The organism is bacterium, assembly GCA_024228115.1.
GTDB lineage: Bacteria > Myxococcota_A > UBA9160 > UBA9160 > UBA6930.
In genome coordinates, this window is sequence record JAAETT010000617.1 from 1 (window position 1) to 20,079 (window position 20,079).

Annotated in this window: 15 protein-coding genes; 5 read left to right on the forward strand and 10 right to left on the reverse strand. The window is 64.7% G+C overall.

All coding sequences use genetic code 11. The features are described from left to right. Genes GY937_25735 through GY937_25760 form a run of 6 tightly spaced genes read right to left on the reverse strand, consistent with a single transcriptional unit; the run spans window position 1 to window position 7,662 of the window. Window positions 1-1,281 carry a hypothetical protein gene (locus tag GY937_25735; GenBank protein ID MCP5060118.1) on the reverse strand — a complete coding sequence of 427 codons (1,281 nt, stop codon included), beginning with the start codon at window positions 1,279-1,281 and terminating at the stop codon, window positions 1-3. Further along, window positions 1,278-1,844: a cytochrome c gene (locus GY937_25740; protein MCP5060119.1), complete on the reverse strand. Its 567-nt coding sequence runs from the start codon at window positions 1,842-1,844 to the stop codon at window positions 1,278-1,280. The genes GY937_25735 and GY937_25740 overlap by 4 nt, the downstream gene beginning before the upstream one ends. Further along, the gene (locus GY937_25745) at window positions 1,831-2,343 is read right to left on the reverse strand and encodes a DUF3341 domain-containing protein (GenBank protein ID MCP5060120.1); all 513 of its coding nucleotides are present in this window, start codon (window positions 2,341-2,343) and stop codon (window positions 1,831-1,833) included. Before GY937_25745 ends, GY937_25740 begins: the two co-directional genes overlap by 14 nt. Further along, window positions 2,343-3,713, reverse strand: a complete 1,371-nt coding sequence (gene nrfD, locus GY937_25750) for a polysulfide reductase NrfD (protein MCP5060121.1) — start codon at window positions 3,711-3,713, stop codon at window positions 2,343-2,345. The genes GY937_25745 and nrfD overlap by 1 nt, the downstream gene beginning before the upstream one ends. A gap of 4 nt (window positions 3,714-3,717) precedes the next feature. After that, a complete protein-coding gene (locus tag GY937_25755; protein ID MCP5060122.1) occupies window positions 3,718-6,741 on the reverse strand; it encodes a 4Fe-4S dicluster domain-containing protein in 3,024 nt (1,007 codons plus the stop codon). A 15-nt stretch (window positions 6,742-6,756) separates the two neighbouring features. Next, on the reverse strand, window positions 6,757-7,662 hold the full coding sequence (locus GY937_25760; protein ID MCP5060123.1) for a cytochrome c3 family protein: 906 nt from the start codon (window positions 7,660-7,662) through the stop codon (window positions 6,757-6,759). 254 nt (window positions 7,663-7,916) lie between these two features. Here GY937_25760 and GY937_25765 point away from each other — a divergent pair, with 254 nt between their 5' ends. Genes GY937_25765 through GY937_25780 form a run of 4 tightly spaced genes read left to right on the forward strand, consistent with a single transcriptional unit; the run spans window position 7,917 to window position 11,751 of the window. Further along, on the forward strand, window positions 7,917-9,152 hold the full coding sequence (locus GY937_25765; protein MCP5060124.1) for an acetyl-CoA C-acetyltransferase: 1,236 nt from the start codon (window positions 7,917-7,919) through the stop codon (window positions 9,150-9,152). An 8-nt stretch (window positions 9,153-9,160) separates the two neighbouring features. After that, window positions 9,161-10,249: an acyl-CoA dehydrogenase gene (locus tag GY937_25770; GenBank protein MCP5060125.1), complete on the forward strand. Its 1,089-nt coding sequence runs from the start codon at window positions 9,161-9,163 to the stop codon at window positions 10,247-10,249. Window positions 10,250-10,264: 15 nt separating this feature from the next. Next, entirely contained in the window at window positions 10,265-11,488 is a 1,224-nt protein-coding gene (locus GY937_25775) for an acyl-CoA dehydrogenase (protein ID MCP5060126.1), read from the forward strand. An 11-nt stretch (window positions 11,489-11,499) separates the two neighbouring features. After that, window positions 11,500-11,751, forward strand: coding sequence for a hypothetical protein (locus tag GY937_25780; protein MCP5060127.1), 252 nt, complete (start codon window positions 11,500-11,502; stop codon window positions 11,749-11,751). A 370-nt stretch (window positions 11,752-12,121) separates the two neighbouring features. Here GY937_25780 and GY937_25785 read toward each other — a convergent pair whose 3' ends face one another. Genes GY937_25785 through GY937_25795 form a run of 3 tightly spaced genes read right to left on the reverse strand, consistent with a single transcriptional unit; the run spans window position 12,122 to window position 14,551 of the window. After that, entirely contained in the window at window positions 12,122-12,901 is a 780-nt protein-coding gene (locus GY937_25785; protein MCP5060128.1) for a PAC2 family protein, read from the reverse strand. 26 nt (window positions 12,902-12,927) lie between these two features. Beyond that, the gene (locus GY937_25790; GenBank protein ID MCP5060129.1) at window positions 12,928-13,632 is read right to left on the reverse strand and encodes a response regulator transcription factor; all 705 of its coding nucleotides are present in this window, start codon (window positions 13,630-13,632) and stop codon (window positions 12,928-12,930) included. Window position 13,633: 1 nt separating this feature from the next. Further along, complete coding sequence (locus tag GY937_25795; protein ID MCP5060130.1) at window positions 13,634-14,551, reverse strand: sensor histidine kinase; 918 nt, start codon at window positions 14,549-14,551, stop codon at window positions 13,634-13,636. 141 nt (window positions 14,552-14,692) lie between these two features. Here GY937_25795 and GY937_25800 point away from each other — a divergent pair, with 141 nt between their 5' ends. Beyond that, window positions 14,693-16,168 (forward strand): DUF1329 domain-containing protein, encoded by a 1,476-nt coding sequence (locus GY937_25800; GenBank protein ID MCP5060131.1) that lies wholly within the window; start codon window positions 14,693-14,695, stop codon window positions 16,166-16,168. Between the two features lie 103 nt (window positions 16,169-16,271). On the opposite strand, the gene GY937_25805 is transcribed toward GY937_25800, so the two are convergent. Beyond that, on the reverse strand, window positions 16,272-19,649 hold the full coding sequence (locus tag GY937_25805) for a hypothetical protein (GenBank protein MCP5060132.1): 3,378 nt from the start codon (window positions 19,647-19,649) through the stop codon (window positions 16,272-16,274). Between the last annotated feature and the right edge of the window lie 430 nt (window positions 19,650-20,079).

Sequence of the window (20,079 nt, forward strand, 5' to 3'; positions counted from 1 at the left end):
CTAGTCCTTCGGGACCAGCAGCGTCGGGAAGATGCGCTGGTAGGCCATCACCGTCATGGCGAACAGGCCCAGGAAGCCCAGGGCAATCCCCACCTGGATCGTCCCGAGGAACGCGTAGCTGTCATCGGGAACGATCGAGGGCCAGACCAGGACATTGCGTTCGACCCAGAAGCCGAGCAACGAAATCCCGGCGATGCTGCCAAGGAAGTTCGGCGTTCGCTTCGGCTTTGCGCCGAGCAAGCTCCAGAACGGGATCACCCAGATGCAGACCCAGGCGAACAGGGTGACGACGACCCACGGCTGCTCGGTGACACGCTCGACCCACCCCTGCCAGTACCAGGTGCCTTGCAGGAACTCGGTCCCCAGGCGGGCCTCGAAGAACTGCGTCTCTTCCGGCAGGTTGCCGTACCAGATCACCAGGTACTGGGAGAAGAAGAGGTACATCCAGAAGATCGAGAAGGCGAAGACCATCTTCCCGAGATCGTGGTAGTGGTCCGTCGAGATCTTGCCATCCAGGCCCGGCGAAGTGCGGAAGAGCACGGCCAGAACGGTCGTTGCGGAGATGGCGGTCAGGAACCCACCCCAGGCGAAGAAGCCACCGAACAAGTTGGAGAACCAGGTCGGGGAAAGCGACATCACCTGATCGAAGGCGATCAGGCTCCAACCGAGCGCGTAGATCAGTGCGACCAGCGGAGCGAGGACCCGAAGCCGATTGGCCGAAGCATCGAGTTCTGCCTCGTCGCCTTTCCAACCCGCGGTCCAACGTCCGAACATCGTCTTCGCGAAACCCGTGGCGCCCTCTGCGGCGCCGTTCAGGTGCGGCCGGACCGATGCCTTGAGGTACATGATCGAGAGCACCGCCAACACGAACAGGACGGTGGCGTTGCTCCAGAACAGCCTCCCCTCGTTCAGCCAGGGCTCCTTGCCGGGGGGCGGTCCGTGCAGCCAACTCTCGTAGACGTACTCGCGCCCGAACACCCAGCCAATGACGAACAGCACGAGGGTGACCGGCACCCAGGCCGCCAGGGATTCGGCGATCCGGCGTACGGCGCCGGGCCAGTTGGCGCCGATGATCACGAAGGCGCACGCCAGCACCAGGCCGCCCTGGGCGAGGCTTCCGAAGTACAACGTATTCACGTGGAAGGCGATCCACGCGCTGGCGGGATCGCGCATCAGGCCGGCTGCAAAGGCCAGCACACCCACCAGCGCCATGAAGGCCGCGATGAAGAACGGACCGACCGGGAGCGGTCGGGGATTGGCTCGTTCGGACCCGCCGCTCACGGCTGTCCCCCCTTCTGCAGGTACCGCACGTAGTTCACGAGGTGCCAGCGGTCTTCACTGGGGATGCGCGCGTAGCCAGGCATTCGCTGGCCACCGCCGCGAATCAGGTTGTAGATGTAGCCGTCCGTCCGCGCCATCGCGGTCACCAACGGAAAGACACCGGCGAAGGGCCCTTGCTGGCCTCCGGCCATGCTGACGGGGCCATCGCCCTGCCCCGTCGCTCCATGACAGGTCTCGCAGTAGATCGCGTAGACCTCCTGGCCTCGGCCCACGGATTTGAAGTTCGCAGCCTGCGGGTTCTGGAGGCGATCCGCCGACGGATCGTATTGAGGAACGACCGGCGACTCTGCGTCGATGGCCACCGCGCCCTCGGGCGGCATGAATGGATCGACCTGCCCCTCGAAACCAACGCGCTCGAAGGCCTGGATGGCCTTCTGCCATTTCATCTGGGGAAACCAGGTTTCCGACCACTGTTCCCAACAGCCCACGGAACCGGAGACACCCAACAACACCACCAGGAAGATGGCGTGGGCCCTCAGGTGGCTCTTGTTATGCCTCAACAAGGTCCACCTCCTTGGCTGCGGTAGCCCGAAGCAGCGCATCAACCTCCGCCACATCACGTTCTGCACAGGAGACGACCAAGCCAATCTCGTCGGCAGAAAAACGCGTGCTATAGGCCTTGTCCGTCTGGCCAAACGTTCCATAGGGAAGGCCGCCGACGACCAGCAGGCCGACCAGGGTCGCGAGACCGCCGAACAGGATGGTCAGTTCGAAGCCGATGACGACATAGGGCGGGATCGAGGCGAAGGGCTTGCCGCCCACCACGATCGGCCAATCGAGCGCCATCCAGATTGCGACGGAGAAGCCGGTCACGACGCCGATCAACCCGCCAATCAACGTCCAGGCACGTACCCCAGAGGGCTTCTCGTCCAGAACCGAGTCGAGTTCGGGAAAGGCGCAAGGCGCGTAGATCTCCAGGTCGGAGAACCCGCGGTTCTTGAGCTTGGTTGCAGCCTCGGCCACCGGACCAGGAAAATCGTAGATGCCGCGTAGCGAGGGCATCAGTGAGCGCCTCCGTGGGCCTTCTCATGAATCGCGAGTTCCTTGACCTCGGTGATCGCGATGATGGGCAGGACCTTGATGGACAGAAGGAAGAGCATCGCGAAGAAGCCGAAACTCCCCGCGAAGAGCGTCAGTTCGGCCCAGGTGGGTGTGTAGATGCCCCAGACCGCCGGCTCGTATTCTCGTGACAGGCCGGTGATGATGATGACGTATCGCTCGAACCACATTCCGATGTTGACGAGCGTCGCGACCGTGAAGAGGATCCACGGCGTGGTTCTCGCCCATTTGAACCAGAAGATCTGTGGCACGATGCAGTTGCACGTGAGCATCACCCACGTAGAAAACCAGTACGGCCCGAAAGCACGGAGCCAGAAGGAAGTCTGCTCCGGCTCGACCGTGCTGTACCAGGCGACGAAGTACTCGCTTGCGTACCCGTAGGTCACGATCCATCCGGTCAGCAGGATGAAACGCGCAATGTTATCGAAGTGATAGTCGGTGATGTACTCCTCGAGCCCGTAGATCCTGCGAAGCGGGATGAAGAACGTCAGCACCATCGAGAAACCCGAGAAGATCGCGCCTGCCACGAAGTAGGGAGCGAAAATCGTCGCGTGCCAACCCGGCACGAGCGACATTGCGAAGTCCCAGGAAATGACAGAGTGGACCGAGAGCACCAGAGGCGTTGCCAACCCGGACAGGTGCAAGACCGAACGGGTGTGCGACTTCCACTGACGTGAGGTGCCCTGCCAACCCAGGGAAAGGGCCGTATAGGCCAGCTTGCGGATGCCCTTGGCCCGATCCCGCGCGACTGCGAAGTCCGGAATCAGCCCGATGAACAAGAACACGATCGCGATCGTTGCGTAGGTCGAGATCGCGAAGGTGTCCCACTCGAGGGGGCTCTTGAAGTTCGTCCAGAGGCCACGCTGGTTCGGGTAGGGAAGAATGAAGTAGCTCTTCCACATCCGGCCGACGTGGATGCCGAGGAATTGTGCCGCCGTAAGCACGGCGAAGACCGTCATGGCCTCCGCGCCCCGGTTGATCGCGTTCCTCCACTTCGCACGGAAGAGGTAGAGGATTGCCGAGATCAGCGTCCCCGCATGGGCGATACCAACCCAGAACACGAAGGTGATGAGATAAGCGCCCCAGAAGACCGGGTGCGTATAGCCGGCGATGCCGAGACCGATGTAGACCTGGTAGACCCAGGTACCACCCGCGGCGACGACCGAGAGGATCGTGGCGCCGAGCAACAGGAGATATCCCGGCGAGATCCGGTGGTACATGATCCTCAGCAGATCTTCGTTGATCTTGCTGTCCGGGGGCTCCGGCGGCGGGCGCATGGTATCAGCGACGGACATGGCAGGCGGCGGCGTCATCGATTTACCCTTCGACCTTCCCGCGGGTCACCTTCGCCAGATAGGTCACCGCGGGTCTCGTATTCAGCACGTGCATGGCGGCGTAGCCACGCTTCGGATCGTCGGCCTTCTTCGAAACGGCGCTCTCGTCATCCCGAAGGTTTCCAAACTCGATGGCGTTCGAGGGACAGGTCTGCTGGCAAGCCGTCTGGACCGCCCCGTCCTGAATCGTCTCTTCGCCCGCGGATTTCGATTCCTGCCGGGCGGACTGGATACGCTGCACGCAGAACGTGCACTTCTCCATGACGCCCTGACCGCGGACCGTGACGTCAGGGTTCAGACCCAGATCCATCTGGCCAGGCCACTTGGTGATCTGGTTGTCCCAGTAGTTGTAGCGACGAACCTTGTAGGGGCAGTTGTTCGCGCAATACCGCGTGCCGATGCAGCGGTTGTAGATCATCGCGTTGAGACCTTCCTCGTTGTGGTAGGTCGCATACACGGGGCACACGGACTCGCAGGGCGCGGAGCCACAATGCTGGCAGAACATCGGCGAGTTGCGGATATCCGTATCGCCGAGCTTCTCGTGGTTCGGGCCCATGAAGGCGCGCCCCTGGATCAGCTCCTGGAACCCATCGCCGACGAAGCGATCGAGACGCATCCAGGCCATCTGCCGGGTCTTCCTCGACTCGTCCTCGCCCACCGTCGGAAGGTTGTTCTCGAGATAGCAGGCGGCGATGCAGGCACTGCAACCGGTGCACTTGTCGAGATCGACCGTCATTCCCCAGCGGTAGTCGGAAGCCTTGACCGAGAGTTCGTCTGCGAAAGTCTGCTCGAGTTGCTGGTCCGCGGCATCGTCCGCCGGATCGAAGGGCACGCGAATCTCGTGGGGCCCCTCATGACCACCACCATGCTCCTCGGCAGCGGCGCCCTCCTGGCCCTCGCCATGCTCGGCGGCAGCAGGTTCGCCATGTCCGGCGTCTCCCAGGGCCGCCAGCGTGATCGCCTCTCCCAGCTGACGCTGCCGCTTGTTGTCCTGGGTTTGCAGCGCAACCAGGCGTCGATGACGTCCCGTCGCCGTGACCGTGGCCTTCTCCGTCAACCAGGCGCGACCACCGCCCTCATCCACCTGGGCGGGCAGCACGTCGGAAACGTTCACACCTCTGGCCATCCCGGGCAGGCCCTGGCTTTCCTTCGAGGCGAACCAGCCGACGGTGTGGCCCTGGCCCGTGGGCACGGCGACGACATCGTCGCGGATACCACCGCGCGGGTAGACCGCGACTTCGATGCGGCCCGCGGATGTCTCGATCTCGAGCACATCGCCGAATTCGACGCCCAGCTTCTCAGCCGAAGCCAGGCTGATCTCTGCCCAGCTCTCCCAGGCCACACTCGTGATCGGGTCCGGGATCTCCTGCAACACAGGCAGAGCGGCACCTCGACCATCGCTCAGCAGGCTGTGGGGGAACGCCACGAGGGTGAACTCGCCGCTGCCACTGAACGTGGGCTCTGCAAGCTCGAGATCGCCGCCCGCGACCGGACTCGTCGCGGCAGAGGGAGTCGCGTCGTAGACACCGCCGCCCTTGAGGGCCTGACGGAAACCGGTTCCGGCCCAGGCGGCCTCGAGAACGCTTCGGAAGCTGCCGGAGGGGAGCTTCGCTGCGACGTCGTCGCCGATGGCGCGACCGATCGAAATCAGGGAGTCGCCCAGGGCCTGCGTATCGTGAAGCGGCCGGAGAGTCGGCTGGATGAGGCTGCGAATGCCCGGACGAGGCCGCGCGTCGCCCCAGGATTCCATCGGCGCGTGATCGGGCAGCACGAAGTGGGCTTGCTCGGTCGTCTCGTTCTTGGACGTCGCAAACGACACCACCATGCCCACCTTGGCGAGCGCGGTTTCGAAGCCCGCGCCAGCCGGAAGGCTGTAGACGGGGTTGGCGTCGTGAATCAAGAGAACATCGACTTCGCCCGCGTCCATGGCCGCCACCAACGCCAATGCGTTGGCAAAGCTGGAGCGATCCTTCGCCGTATCGCTCGCCGGAGGGATCGTGACCGACCGGCCGACCGCACCCAACGCGGCGTTGAGTTTCAGCACCGCGGCCGTCGTCGCCACCGCGCGTCGGCTGGCGAGCGCCGCTCCGGGCGGGAGAGCCACGGGGTTCTTCGCCTTCTTCGCCGCTGAGGCCAGGCGACGCAAGGTATCGGCGGGGATGTCGCTCGCGGCCGCGGCCTTGGCGATATCACCGCCCGCAAGAGCTGCCGCGATCAATCCCTCGCTGCCAGGCTTGGCGGGCAGCCACTCGTCCGCACTCGAAGCAGTGACGGAGAGCCTCGGACCCACATACACGAGGCGAGCGCCGCCGTCATGGTGAGCGCCGACATCGCGGGCTGCGGACCACTGACGCGAGTGCTCGACAGGCGACTGGCCCGTCTCCAACATCTCGGCGCCAAAGTCGATGATCAGATCTGCGCTGGAAAGATCGAAGATCGGCTCACTCGCCACTCCGAAGACACGCCGGGTGGCCTCGCGAAGCGTCTCACTCACCGCCGGGTCGTAGATGGTGCGCTTGGCGCCGGTCGCCGAAGCAAACCGGTCGATCAAGCCCGAGAGCGTATCGCCGGTATTGCCACCGAGGATATGCGTCTTGCCACCCGCTGCCTTGATCGCCTCGGCGACAGCACTGGTCGCTTCGTCCCAGGTCGTCGCTTCGAGCCCGGCCGAACCACGCCGCTGAGGCGCCGCGAAGCGATCGGGAAGATACGTGCGCGTGACGGATGCCTGGGCCTTGGCGCAAAGCTTGCCCTGGTTGATCGGATGATCGGGGTTCCCCTCGACCTTGATCGGACGATTCTCGCGCGTCTTCACGTGGAGCCCGCACCCGACCGGGCACTCCTGACACGTCGAGGCGTAGATGACCGGATTGCCGGGCGTCAGCCCTTCGGGCTGCACGACATAGGGAATCAGCTTTTCGACGTGGTCCGAGCAGCCGGCGGCAGCGGCAGCTCCGGCGCTCACTCCGACGAGCTTCAGGAAGTCACGACGAGAGGTCTCAGGCATCCGAAGTCCTAGGTCCTAGTAGTGGCAGGTCAGGCAATCCTGAGAGGCGCCATTGTCTCGGTGGCACAGAACGCACCACCCCATTTCGAGCTTCTGCGTCGGCAACCCGTACTGCCAGAATTTCGTATCCGGCGTCATGTACAGCTTGTCGAGGTCCTGCACCTGGCCATGGCAGGTCTGGCATTCGAACCCGACACGAACATGAGCCTGGTGCTGGAACTTCACGTACTCGGGGAGGCGATGGATCTGCGTCCACGGAATCGACTTCTGCTCGGCCCAGTACTGCTTGAGGATCTGGATGCCCTCGAGCTCGTCGTATTCGGCGGGAAACTGCTCATGGCAGCCCATGCAAACTTCGGTGGACGGAACACCGGCGGCGCGGGAACGATCCGTTCCGGTATGGCAGTAGAGGCAATCGATGCCCCAGTCGCCCGCGTGATGCTTGTGACTGAAGGGGATCGGCTGCTGAGGACCTTCAGCGGCGGGATCCCAGGCGGCTGCGTGAGACCGGCACGCGGCCAGCGTAGGAAAGGGCTTGTCGTACTCCGGCGGGATCTCGATCGTGAGATGCGGATCCTCTGCCGCCAGTGCCTTCAGCTCCTGGGCCTCGCAGACGCTCGTCGCGTGGCGCACAGAATCAGCGGATGCCGGAACTCCGGAACTCGCAACCAGCCAGAAGCCGGCGACTGCGAGAACGAAGAGCACACGGACGGAACGGCGGGGCAATCGATGCGTTCCCATGACGTGCCTGAAGCGCTCCCTGCTTGCGTTGGACCCGTTCTGCCCGCTGCCGAAGCGCCCACCGCCGCCTCCGGCACCTCTCGTCGCCCCCTGCCGCGCCTGTGCGCAGCATGGAGCCATGACGATCGGGCGTTTGGCGCGCCGAACGCGCTTCCTTCCGAAGCGCAGGCGGGTTTTCATTAGAACTTCAGCTTGCTTGCGTCAACCCTGAGCAACGGCTCACAAGGCCCTGAAACCCCGATAGAGACGATGTTCTAGCGCTCCGAGATTCGCGATGCGGCGGTTTTCCCGATCCGATAGAATCGCGCCGCCTCCCCCATGGGGGGAGCGAATCTTGACGGTTTGACCCATGACTCCGGGTCGCATTCAGAAGCCGTGAGGAATCCCACCCGCGGAAGCCGGCGCTCCGTCGACCCCGCCAAGGAGTATCGAGCATGGGCGACGCATGGATCATCGACGCTGTGAGGACCCCTCGCGGCAAGGGCAAGAAAGAGACGGGAAGCCTCTCGGGCGTCCATCCGCAGCAATTGCTGGGCCAGACCCTGAACGCGCTGAAGGATCGCAACGGCTTTGATCCGGCGGACGTAGAAGATGTGGTCGCCGGTTGCGTTTCGGCCGTTGGCGAGCAGGCCGCGTGCATCGCCCGCAACGGCGTCCTCGCTGCGGGCTGGGATCCCCGCACCGCCAGCGGCGTCACCTTGAACCGCTTCTGCGGGTCCGGCCAACAGGCCGTGAACTTCGCCGCCATGGGCGTGATGGCCGGCCAGCAGGATCTGGTGATTGGAGGCGGCGTCGAGAGCATGTCCCGGGTGCCGATGGGCGCTGCGGGCGGCGGCCTCGACGGAAAGGACCCCCAGCTCGCCGCGCTCCATCCCCTCGTGCCCCAGGGCATCTCGGCCGACCTGATTGCCACCATCGAGGGCTTCTCCCGCGAGGAGTTGGACGGGTTCGCCGCCGAGAGCCAGGCACGCTGCGAGATCGCCCAGAAGGACGGCCGATTCGACGGAAGCCTGGTCCCGGTCCGAGATGCCGAGGGCAACATGGCCCTCGATCGCGACGAACATCCGCGCCCCGGCGGCACGGTAGAGAGCCTCGGCAACCTGAAGCCCTCCTTCGAGGGAATGGGCGCCTACGTACAAGAGGGCGAAACCCGGACCATGGACGAGAAGGCGCGCTCGGTCTACCCGCAGCTCGCCGCCATCGAGCACGTCCACACGGCGGCCAATTCGTCCGGCATCGTCGACGGCGCAGCTGCCGTACTGGTCGCCGCGCCCGACTACGCGAAGGCGCACGATCTCAAGCCGCGTGCACGCATCATTGCGACCGCCACGGCGGCCGACGAACCGGTCATCATGCTGACCGCACCTACGCCGGCTACCGAACGTTGCCTGAAGAGGGCGGGCATGGAGGTCGGCGATATCGACCTCTTCGAGATCAACGAAGCGTTCGCCGCCATCCCGATGAAGGTGATGCGCGACCTCGACATGGACCACGCCAAGGTGAACGTGAACGGCGGAGCCATCGCCCTCGGTCACCCGCTCGGAGCGACGGGCGCCATGCTCATCGGAACGCTGCTCGACGAGCTCGAACGCCAGGACAAGACGTCCGGACTCATCACGATGTGCATCGGGGGCGGAATGGGTATCGCAACGATCATCGAGCGCGTGTAGGTCGCGCCGTGATTGACTTCGAACCGAGCGACGAGCAGCTGCTCATCATCGAAACCGTTCGCCAATTCGCCGAGCAGGAGATCCGGCCCGTTGCGCGAGAATGCGACGAAGACGGCAAACTCTCCAACTCGGTACTGGCCCAGGCCCATGAACTGGGCCTGGTTGCGAACGGCCTGCCGGAGGAATTCGGAGGAGGCGGCGAGCGAAGTGCCTTGACGGGTGCGTTGATCGCCGAGGAGCTGGCTTGGGGCGATCTCTCCCAGGCTCTGGCCATCCTCTCACCGGGTCTGATCGCCCTCCCCGTTGCCGAGTTTGGCAGCGATGCCCAGAAGCAGGCGACTCTTCCTCGTTATGCGCGCGAGCAATTCGTTCCGGGTGGGCTGGCACTCCAGGAACCGCACTTCGGTTCGGACCCCTTTCGACCGACGGCCCGTGCTTCTCGGGACGGCGAAAGCTACGTGCTCGAAGGAGAGAAGGCCCTCGTCCCGTGGATCGAGGGCGACGATCAGGTGCTGGTCTTTGCCGACGAGGACGGCACACCCCAGGGCTTTCTCGTATCCCGGGAGGCCGAGGGCCTCGTAGCGACCCCCGAGCAGAACTTGGGACTCCGCGCCCTGCCGACGGTGCAGCTCGCGCTCTCCGGCGTACGCGTTCCCGCTTCGGCCCGCCTCGGCGAGGCCGCCGGTTGCGATCTACGTCGCATCGTCGCCCAGGGCCGGGTCGCCATGGCGGCCGCGGGGATCGGCGTAGCCCGAGCCACCTTCGAGGTCGCCCGGGACTACGCCAAGGAGCGCGAAGCCTTCGGCGTGAAGATCGCCCAGAAGCAGGCCATCGCCTTCAAGCTTGCGGACATGGCCATCGAGATCGATGGCGCCCGGCTGCTCACCTGGGAGGCGGCCTGGCGGCTGGACCAGGGCGAGGATGCCCTTCGCGAAGCCACCCTCGCCATCCAGCAGGTCCGACGGGTCGCCATGGACGCGAGCGACGGTTCTGTGCAGGTCTTCGGGGGCCACGGCTACATCCGCGAGTACCTTCCCGAAATGCACCTGCGCAACGCCCGGGGCCTGACCGTCCTCGAAGCCACCGCTCTCCTCTAGGAAGAAAGCACGAGCATGCCGATCTCCTTCGAAATGTCCGAAACGACCCGCCTTGCCCAGGACTACTATCGCGCCATGGCGACGGATCATCTGCGCCCGATCTCGCGCAAGTACGATACCCAGGAGCACGATCTTCCGACGGAGTGGGTCGACTGGTACTGGAACCACGGCCGAAAGGGTGGGCCCGAGGATGTCGGACCCAGCGACGGCTTCATCCAGGTCTGTGTGCAGACCGAGGAACTCTGTTGGGGAGATGCGGGGCTGTATCTTCGGACGCCTTTCGCGGGCCTCGGTGGCGCGGCCGTCGGTGCAGCGGGCACGAAGGAGCAGAAGAAGCGTTTCCTCTCGGTCTTCCACGGCGACGGAGGGCCGGCCTGGGGCGCCATGGCCATCACCGAGCCGAGCGCGGGTTCGGATAGCGCCGCCATCCAGACGACAGCGACCAGAGATGGTGACGACTGGATCCTGAACGGCACGAAGATCTTCTGCACCGCTGGGGAGGGCGCTTCGCAGCAGGAGGGTGGCTTCGTCGTAGCGTGGGCCACCGTCGATCCCACGGCGGGCCGTGGCGGAATCAAGGCGTTCGTGGTCCCGGCAGGCACGCCCGGGATGACCCTGGTGGGCCTCGAGAACAAGCTCGGCATTCGTGCTTCGGATACCGCGACGCTGCAGTTCGACGATTGCCGAGTACCGACGGCGAATCTTCTCGGCAGCGCAGAAGTCAAGAAGAGGGACGCCAAGGCCTCCTCCGGCGACAAGGGCTTCAAGGGTGCGATGGCCACGTTCGACGCCAGCCGGCCCATCGTGGCGGCCATGGCGGTCGGCGTCGGCCGCGCAGCCCTCGACTATGTCCTGGAAGAACTCGACCGTCAGGGTGTTCGCATCCGCTACGATGCACCGCCGGCAGAGCTGACGGCATTGGAACGCGATGTCATGGAGATGGAGGCCGAGCTGCAAGCCGCCCGGCTCTTGACCTGGCGTGCGGCTTCCATGATGAACCGAGGCCGTCCGAACAGTCTCGAAGCCTCAATGGCGAAGGCCAAGGCCGGCCTCGCCGTTACCCGCATCACACAGAAGGCAGTCGAATTGCTCGGGCCGCCGGGCTGGTCGAAGAAGCTGTTGGTCGAGAAGTGGATGCGGGACGCCAAGATCAACGACATCTACGAAGGCACACAGCAGATCAACCAACTGATCGTCGCACGCCGTATCCTGGACTACCCGTCCAGCATGCTCCGCTGAGAGGAAACCCCATGCCCACCGTCAGTCCCGACCTCGTCGAAATCCTGGTCTGCCCGGAAACCAAACAACCCGTCACCCTCGCTTCTGCTGAACAGCTGCAGAAGGTCAACGACGGAATCCGCGACGGTAGCCTCAGGAACCGCGGCGGCGGCAAGCCCGAGAACGAAATCTCCGAGGGCCTGGTCCGCGACGACGGAAAGGTGTTCTATCCGGTCGACGACGGCATCCCTGTGATGCTGATCGAGGAGTCGATCGAACTCTAGGTCTCCTCTGGGGGCCGCTTCGCTAGCGTGAGGGTTTGGGTGGAGGCGTGACGGCGTTGTTGGTGAAGGCGAGGCCACGCGTTGGCTCCACTGTTACAGCAAGGAACCGGCCTCTTCTTCTGCCCCGAACCCCAGGGTTCGGCGGCCTTCCTCATGAGAACCGCTTCGCCGGGGCTGGGCACAGGCCGGGCGGAAACAAAGCGCAGGCAGAGGCCAAGCCCAGCGTGCGCACGTTCGCTAGCGGCGAAAGCCGCGTAAGCGAACCCGCGTCCAAGATGATCGCGGCCTCCCAATGCCCCGGCCGAGCCATTCCGCCCGGCCTGTGCCCAGCCCCGGCGACTCCAAAGCCCCGCACGAAGAGCGAAGCGGCCTACTGCGCAAACTCCCGCTTTTTGAGTTCCCGGACGTAGTCGGAGAGCTCCGGATCCGCCGCCACCTGTTCGTTGACTTGAACTTCGAAGTCGGCAGCGGCCGTGCGGAGGCGGGTCTGGTCGAGGGGGAGATCCAGGTAGCGGGCCAGGATCTGGATCAGCGCCAGGGCGCCGCGCGGGTTGGGGGTGGCGGTGATGTAGTGAGGCAGCGCCGCCCAGAAGCTCACGACCGGAATCCCCTCTTGGCGGAGGCGGTCGCCTAACACACCGACGATCCCGGTAGGGCCTTCATAGCCCGAGGGCTCGATGCCGAGCGCACCCAGCGCATCGGGCGGATGGGAGAAGCCGGTGACGCGCACCGGGCGGGAGTAGAGCACGTCGGCCAGGTAGGCGCCGAGAAGAACGACCCGATGGGCATTCACGCGCGAGGCGAGTTCCAGGACATCGTCGCAAAAACTCCGCCATCTCAGATGTGGCTCGCTGCCCACACCGACGATGATGTCGCAGCGGTCTTCGACCGATGCGAACTGGAACTGGAAGCTCGGCCATTCGATGCGGCGCTCGTGGTCCTTGCCCATCACGATCGTCGGCCGATTCACCGTGAAGTCGTAGTACTCCTCCGGGTCGATCTCTGCGAGCGGCGCCATCGGCAGCTCATTGCATACGAAGCGCGCTGCCGCGGTGCCCGAATCTCCCGCGTCGTTCCAGCCATCGAAAGCGAGAATCAGGGTCGGCTCATCGAGAGACGGAAGGGCGTGCAGTTGGAGGGCGTCGCCCATGGCTGGAGGTTGCCAGACGAATCGATCTAGCGCACGAACTTGTAGCCGTGCCCTCGCACGGACACGATGTGCCTGGGACGCGCCGGGTCGGGCTCGAGATAGCGGCGCAGCCGCACGATGAAGCTGTCCACGACCCGCGTTCTCGTCTCCGGATGGAGGCCCCACACGCTCTCCAGCAACTCGCCGCGGCTCACCGCATGGCCCTCCCGATCGAGCAGCGCTCGAAGGAGGCCGACCTCCCGCGGAGTCAGGGGCTGGACGCCCTCGGGCGATTCGACCTCGAAGCGATCGAATCGCACACAGACCTCCCCCAGTTGCAGTTCGGTGTCTCCGTCATCCGCGGGTCCTGCCCCGTCCCAGCGGCGCCGGCGCAGAAGCGAGCGCGTGCGCACCAGAAGCTCATCGAGCTTGAAGGGTTTCGTCAGGTAGTCGTCAGCACCCTCTTCGATTCCGCGTACCACGTCGTCCGGATCGTCTTTGGCGGTGAGGATCAAGATCGGCACGTAGTTCCCCGCGGCGCGGGCGCGACGCGCAACCTCGTGCCCCGAGAGGCCCGGAAGCATGAGATCGAGGATGACCAGGTCGCAGGGTTGGCGATCGGGAGCACCCAGCCGTTCGGCCGCTTCTCCGCCATCGGCGATCACTTCCACCTCATGGCCTTCAGCCTCGAGGTTGAAAGTCAGCCCATCGGCGATGTTGGCCTCGTCCTCGACCACGACGATTCGCGACATGCTAGGCGACCCCTTCCGCAGCACGCAGGCTCACCCGGAATTCGCTGCCACGTCCGAGGCCTTCGCTCCGCGCCACGACCTTTCCGCCGTTCCGTCGGACCAGATTCCAGACGATGAAGAGCCCCAATCCGAGGCCTGCCTGGCGCTGAACGTCGCGGCCGACCCGCGCGAAACGATCGAAGATCCGACCCAGGTCGGCCGCGGCAATACCGATACCGCGATCCGCGATCACCAACTCGATCCGATCACCGACGGGCTCGAGGTCGACGTAGATCTGGACTTCCGGGGCCGAGTACTTGGCGGCGTTCTCGAGCAGATTGCGAACGACCACTCCCAGTTCACCCCGATCGCCGAGGACGGAGACTGCGCGACGCCGACCCAGCACGATGGCACCTGGCTCGAGCGTGAAATGCCGGCGAATCTCCCCGGCGACTTCCTCCACCAACTCGGTGAGATCGGTGACTTCGTCGGACGCCTTGGCCCGCGCATCGGCTCGCGCCGCGATCAGGACCTGGTTGACCGTGCGCTCGAGCCGCTCGACATCCTCCTCCATGCGGCCGAGGAACTCCCGACGTCGTGCCACGGCCGGATCGTGCCGGGCCAGGGTCTCGACGTAGAGCCGCAGCGAAGCCAGCGGAGTCTTCATCTCGTGGGTCACGGCATCGAGGAACGCCTGTTGACGCTGGTTCAGCCGGATCTCGCGAACCAACCAGATGATCAACAGCAGGGATCCGACGATGATCAGCACGAAGAACGCCGAACCCAGGATCAGGAAGGTCCAGTGGACCGCTGTGAGACCTCGCGTCACCGGGCCCAGATCGCCCACCACCAGCACCTGCCAGCCGATCGCGAGCAGCAGGGCCAACACCATGAGGGTGATGCCAACGACGAGGGGCAAGCCGATCGAACGACGATTCAAGGAGCCTCCTTGGCCAACTGAACGTGTAGCGGAAACGCGGGCCCCAAGAGACCACCCCGGCAGCGACCCTCGGGGAGAAGAGGTGGCCCGAAGGTGGCCTTTGCCCGGTAGACTCCGGCCCCATCGGGAGGTTCGCTCGCCATGTCCGCCAAGTTCCGCCTCGTCGCTATCGCGATTCTCGCAACGGCGCTGCTACTCGCCCAGACGGCCAGCGGAGAGCTGCCCCCGGAAGGCCGCTGCCCGGACTTCACGGGCGCCCCGGGGGAACCGGGCGAGATCGACACGGGCACGCCGCTCGTCAAAGAGGGCGCGCTCCTCGACCTGAACGATCTGCTCTCCCTCCGCAAGCTGCTTCCGGAGGAGGTCTGGAACTACCGGGAGGCCTTCTTCTACGAGGGCATGCAGATGACGATCGGCTTCTGCCACCGTCGCTACCCGGTGGCAGACTTCTACCGGGACGCCACCGAGGCCTTCCGCGGCCGCGCAAAATTGGACGATGAGGGGAACCTGACCGACTACGAAGCCGGCCTGCCCTTCCCTCCCGATACGATCGATCCGGGGGGGCGGGATGCCGCTCTTCGTTGGGCCTGGAATTTCGAGCATCGCTACCGCGGCTCGGGTCCGATCGGGAGATTTCGCCTCGTGGACATGCCCAGCCGGATCGGCACGCCGCAAACCTACGAGGGCACCTGGCACTTCCTGCGCACCGGTCATCGTTCGGACCTGGTCGCAAGCGACTACCGGGTAGCGGAATCCACCAAGACCGCGTGGGTGGCCGGCGGCCGGTTCCTGGAGCCGACCAATGCTCGGCACCTGGCGTGGCGACAGGCTCGGCCGCGTTCAGCCTCGACGGACTACACGGAACCCGACGACATCTTCGTCTACGTCCCGGACCTGCGGAAACCCCGCCGTGCCGCGAGCACCTGGACCGACGGACTCTACACACCGCGCTACAGCGTCTCGGGCGTCGAGGGAGCGGGCGGATCCGTGCCCTTCGGAACCAGCGGCGCCACCTCGGGCAGTCCCGGGGGGCTCGAAGCGATCGCGCCGACCGCCGGCCTCTTGCTGGCCGCCACCGAGGACATCCGCAAGGGCTTCACGGGCATGGCCCTGCGCCCGAACGCCTACGACTGGACGGTGCTGGGCATGCAGGAAGTCCTGGCCCCGCTGAACGGCGTCGAAGAAGGCTGGCCGGGCATGAGCAACCGCAACTACGGCCACACGGGCCTGTCGGTGGCCAGCGACCGCTGGGATGTCCGCTACGCCGTGGTCGTTCGTGGTCGCTCCCGGCGGGTGATCGACCATGTCGCCGCCATCACCCTGTGGATCGACTACCAGACCCAGCAACCGCTCTACTTCATCTCGCAGCGCAAGAACGGCTTCCTGCTCGATATCGGCATCCTGGTGCACCGCTTCAGCGGCGACCGTGCCGGCTACCCGGCCTGGCCCGGTGGCGAGCGCGCTCGGGTCTTCGACCCGGTTGCAGCCGCCTTCTACTACGTGCCGGGCGGCGGCGCAGGATGGCGGCGCGAATCCTACGATGTCCAATCCATCCCGATCGATCCGGGCAAGCTGCGAAAGCTCACCTCGACCGACGAGTTGATCAAGGGACGTTAGGCGGGCGGAATCGGGGACGTTCTTTCCGCTGTTTCCGATACGAAATGGGGGCGATGCCCCCATTTCGTATCGGAAACAGCGGAAAGAACGTCCCCGATTCCGCCTAGAACGTGTAGCGGAGGCGCAGGAAGACCTCGTCGCGCTCACGGATCGCCGATAGGCCCGGCTCACCGAACTGCTTGTTGGCATCCTTGCCAACCCGGTTGGTCGCGGCGTCGGCCGGGCCGTTGATCGATGCGTCGAACTCCTTCCAGCGGCCTGCGAAGAGCGCGAGGCCGAAGGTCGCCGAAAAGTTCTCGGTAAAGCGGTAGGTCAGCTGGGGCAGGAACGCGCCGGAGTTCGATTTGACGTCATACACGAAGGTCATCGACGGCAACAGCCGATCCTGGAAGTAACCCGTCGTGGCGGTGAACGTGAAGAACGCGTTCCAGGGCCCGGTCCGGGTATGACTCTGCGTGTAGTCCTCGATGTACTGGAAGAACCACTGGCTGTTGAAGAAGAACGTCCGGTTGGCGTTCATGAAGTTGATGAACGTCGGCCGGTCCACCGAGAACGTCAGGTTGAAGGTATCGATCTCCGAGTTGCCATCGAACGCATCCGCATCCGCGCTCGGCAGACCTTCCTGCCAGGTGAACTCGATGCCCCAGTTGGTCTTGGTGACGTCTTCGGCGAAGTCCATCGAGAAGCCCAGCACATTGCGCTTCTCGTAGCGAAGGACCAGATCCGTACTTGCCGTCCAGAGGAAGTTGCGGCGGCCGAAGCGGCCGTTCCCACCTGCCTTGATGCTGGAGCGGGTGAGACCCGTCAAGCCTCCGATCAAGCCCTTCACGGCATTGCACCAGATGGGCCGGGCGTAGGAACAGCGATCCTTGGAGAACGAGTCGTTCGGGTCGAAGACGTCGATACTGTTGGCGTCTTGCCGCGTGAAGACGGCGCCGTCTTCTCCCTGGGAGATCCCCACGAACGCCATCAGGAAATTCCAGGAAACGATGGACATCTCGGAGCGCCATTTCTGACCGGTGAACGGATGCACGGCCCATTCCTTATCGCCCGCGAGATTCACAACAACAAGGGGCGCACCATCGACCCTCGAGTCGTAGCATGGGTCTCCCGGGCCTCTCGAACCGGGGATCTGGCAGGCTTCCCCGCGTCGGCCTCCGACCACCTCACCTTCGAAATTCACCGTACCGGGCTGCGCTTTGCCGCGATCCGTCGTGTCCCAGATCGCACCTCCGTCCTGGTAGGTTCCTTGCACTCCGGGCCAGGACTGGAAGAAGACACTGGCCTCGGTGTTGAGGAAGTCGATACCGTGGACGTCACAATTCGTCCCGTAGAACGAACCGCAGCCGAGAAGCGCCTCCTGCTCGTCGGTCAGGAAGGGTGAGATACCCGACAGGAGAGCCAGGGTCGCCCGACCCGGAGTGAGGGGTGTCGTCGGGGGAAACATGGCCTCCGTGGCGGCAACACCATCGAAGTCGCCCCGATCGAGGGGGACAAGCGGGCTCGGAAGGTACACGAACCCGTTGAAGTCGTAGAAGGCCGTTCCAGGTGGGCAGGTCGAGCACTGCGCCATGAATGGCGCGTTTGCCACGAGCTGCGCAGAGGTCGTCGGCGTCAGCCCGCCCAATCCGTAGTAGAAGGTGTTTCCGTTCAGTGTGGCGGGGGTGTTGTCCGCCGCGCCGATCATGCTGAAGATCGTCGAGATCGGCACTGGCGACACATCACTACCGAGGGCGGGGACGACCTGGCTATTGAAGATGGTCTGGGCGCAGGACGAAGGGTCGAGGTCAGAGACGCCGACCGTCCCGGCGCAGACCCAGGCAAAGATCGATTGGTTGGCGCTGTGATGGAGGAGCGCGTTGTCTTCTGTGAGGCAGGCATCCTCACTGCCGTGTCGGCAGCTGCCCGTGCTCTGGCCCTTGCGCGGTCGGCCGGTCCTCGGGTCGACGTTCCGGCTGTAGCTGAACAGCACATCCGCGTAGGGAAGATCGTCGTAACCGTAGAAGTCCGTCAGCGCGAACGAGAAGCGACCCCAGCGCCACTCGAGCCGCGCTCCGACATCGATGCCCTTCCAGCTGTTCCACGGGTTGGGCGGGCGGATCTCTCCGGCCAGCCCGACGCCGTTCTGGCCGTGGTTCAGCAGACCGAACGTCTTGCCGCAGGCGACGAGCGGCGTGTACGGCTCGCCACAGCGACCGATGTCATTGGGCTCGAACTGGTCGAAGATCGCCGCGACCTCGAAGCGCACGTCCTCCAACGGGCCCACGTCGTAGAAGGAGTAGACCGCACGCAGCGCCCACTGGGCGATCCGGCTCTCCTCGAGGGAAGGCAGTGAGGCCAGGGCCAGATCGCGCGGGTTGAGCTGGTCGGTGGTGCTGAAGAGCTCGGTCTTCCCCCAGACGATGGCCTGCTTGCCGGCCCGCAACCACAACCGGCTGTCGAACATCTCGAATTCGAGATAGGCCTCCTTCAGCTCCTTCTCATCCTGCTGCGAGGCACCCCGGTTCCATTGCAGCTCATTGACCGTGAAGTTCTGGTCGAAGGAATCGAAATCGCCGTCCCGGAGGGCCTGCTGAAGGCGCTCATTCGGATACCAGATACCGCTGGGAACGTTGGGCGGTGCACCCGCGTCGAAGCGGACCTCCGGCGCAGGGCGCAGCGGAAGGGCTCCGCCTCCGCCAGCGCCGCCCAACACCGGCCCATTGAAATCGTGCGCGCGGAACGGGTTCGGAAACTGCTTCGCATCATGAAGCGGCTCGATCTCGCACTTGATGTTGTGGACGAGTCCCTGGCTGCCAACACCGTTGACCGTGCCGCGAGTCCGACGGCTCGCGAACTGGCACTCCTCCAGGTTCCGGAACAGGAGCTGAATCGGGTCATCGCTGTCCGGGTCGAAGAACGTATCGTCCAGCACCCCGTCGAGGCCCGGGCTGGCGCCGAAGAAGCGGCCGTAGGTGGTCGTGCCGTCGGCTCCGACGGCCACGCGCGAGCCGGGAAGAACATCATTCCGGAGCCGGAATGCGTGGCCGCCGATATTCCCGTCGAACTCGCGCCGCACCTCGCCCGTGAATTGCGTACCGGTGAAGCCGGTGGCCCGGCCGCTCTGGATACGCTGGGGCAGACGCCCGGAACGATCGCCGTACACGTCGACGTTGTCGAACATCCAGCAGCCGCGGCGCCAGACACAATCGAAGCGAGCCTCGATCCGGGCGAAACCGCTCACCATATCGAAGGGGCCGAACCCATCCGGCGCGATCTCGGCTTCGATTTCCAGGTTCAGCACGTGATACCACTGGGTCAGGTCCCAGTCGTTCGAGCCGCTGAAATCCGTCCAGATGGACCGAATCTGCTGCTCGTAGAAACCGTGAATCTGGAGCCGACGGTCGAAGAACTCGAGTGCGGCGGCGGGCAGGGAAACCAGAATCAGCAGAAGCGCCGCAGCGCCTCCTCGCATCCAACGAGCCGAAGCAGCAGCCTGCATGAACCCTCCTGACCGGGCACCCGTCCGTTCGCGGTAGCCGCGTCGAAACGAGCATCCGGTGCGCTTTCCCCCAGACAACCATGTCGTCGCCAGCCCGTTTGTGGAGACGGGTCGACGAGCACCTTCGGGGTTGGCAGTCGTGGCCCAGGGCCCCACCTGAACTTCCCCTCAGTAGTTGGCATGTATACGCCGAACCACCCGGGAATTCAATCGAAAGAGGCGCGGGCCGAGCGCAAGAAAAAGGGCCCGGCGGGTCGTACCCGCCGGGCCCTTTGGGTTTCTCGAACTGGAGCTAGTGATGTGATTCACGCTGTTGGGGCATTATCCAGCGCGCGCCTGGCTCTGCCAACCTTTTCGATGATCTCTTCTGCTGTCTTGGACCAGACGAAGGGAGTGGGATCATCGTTGTGTCCGTCCACGTAACTCATCA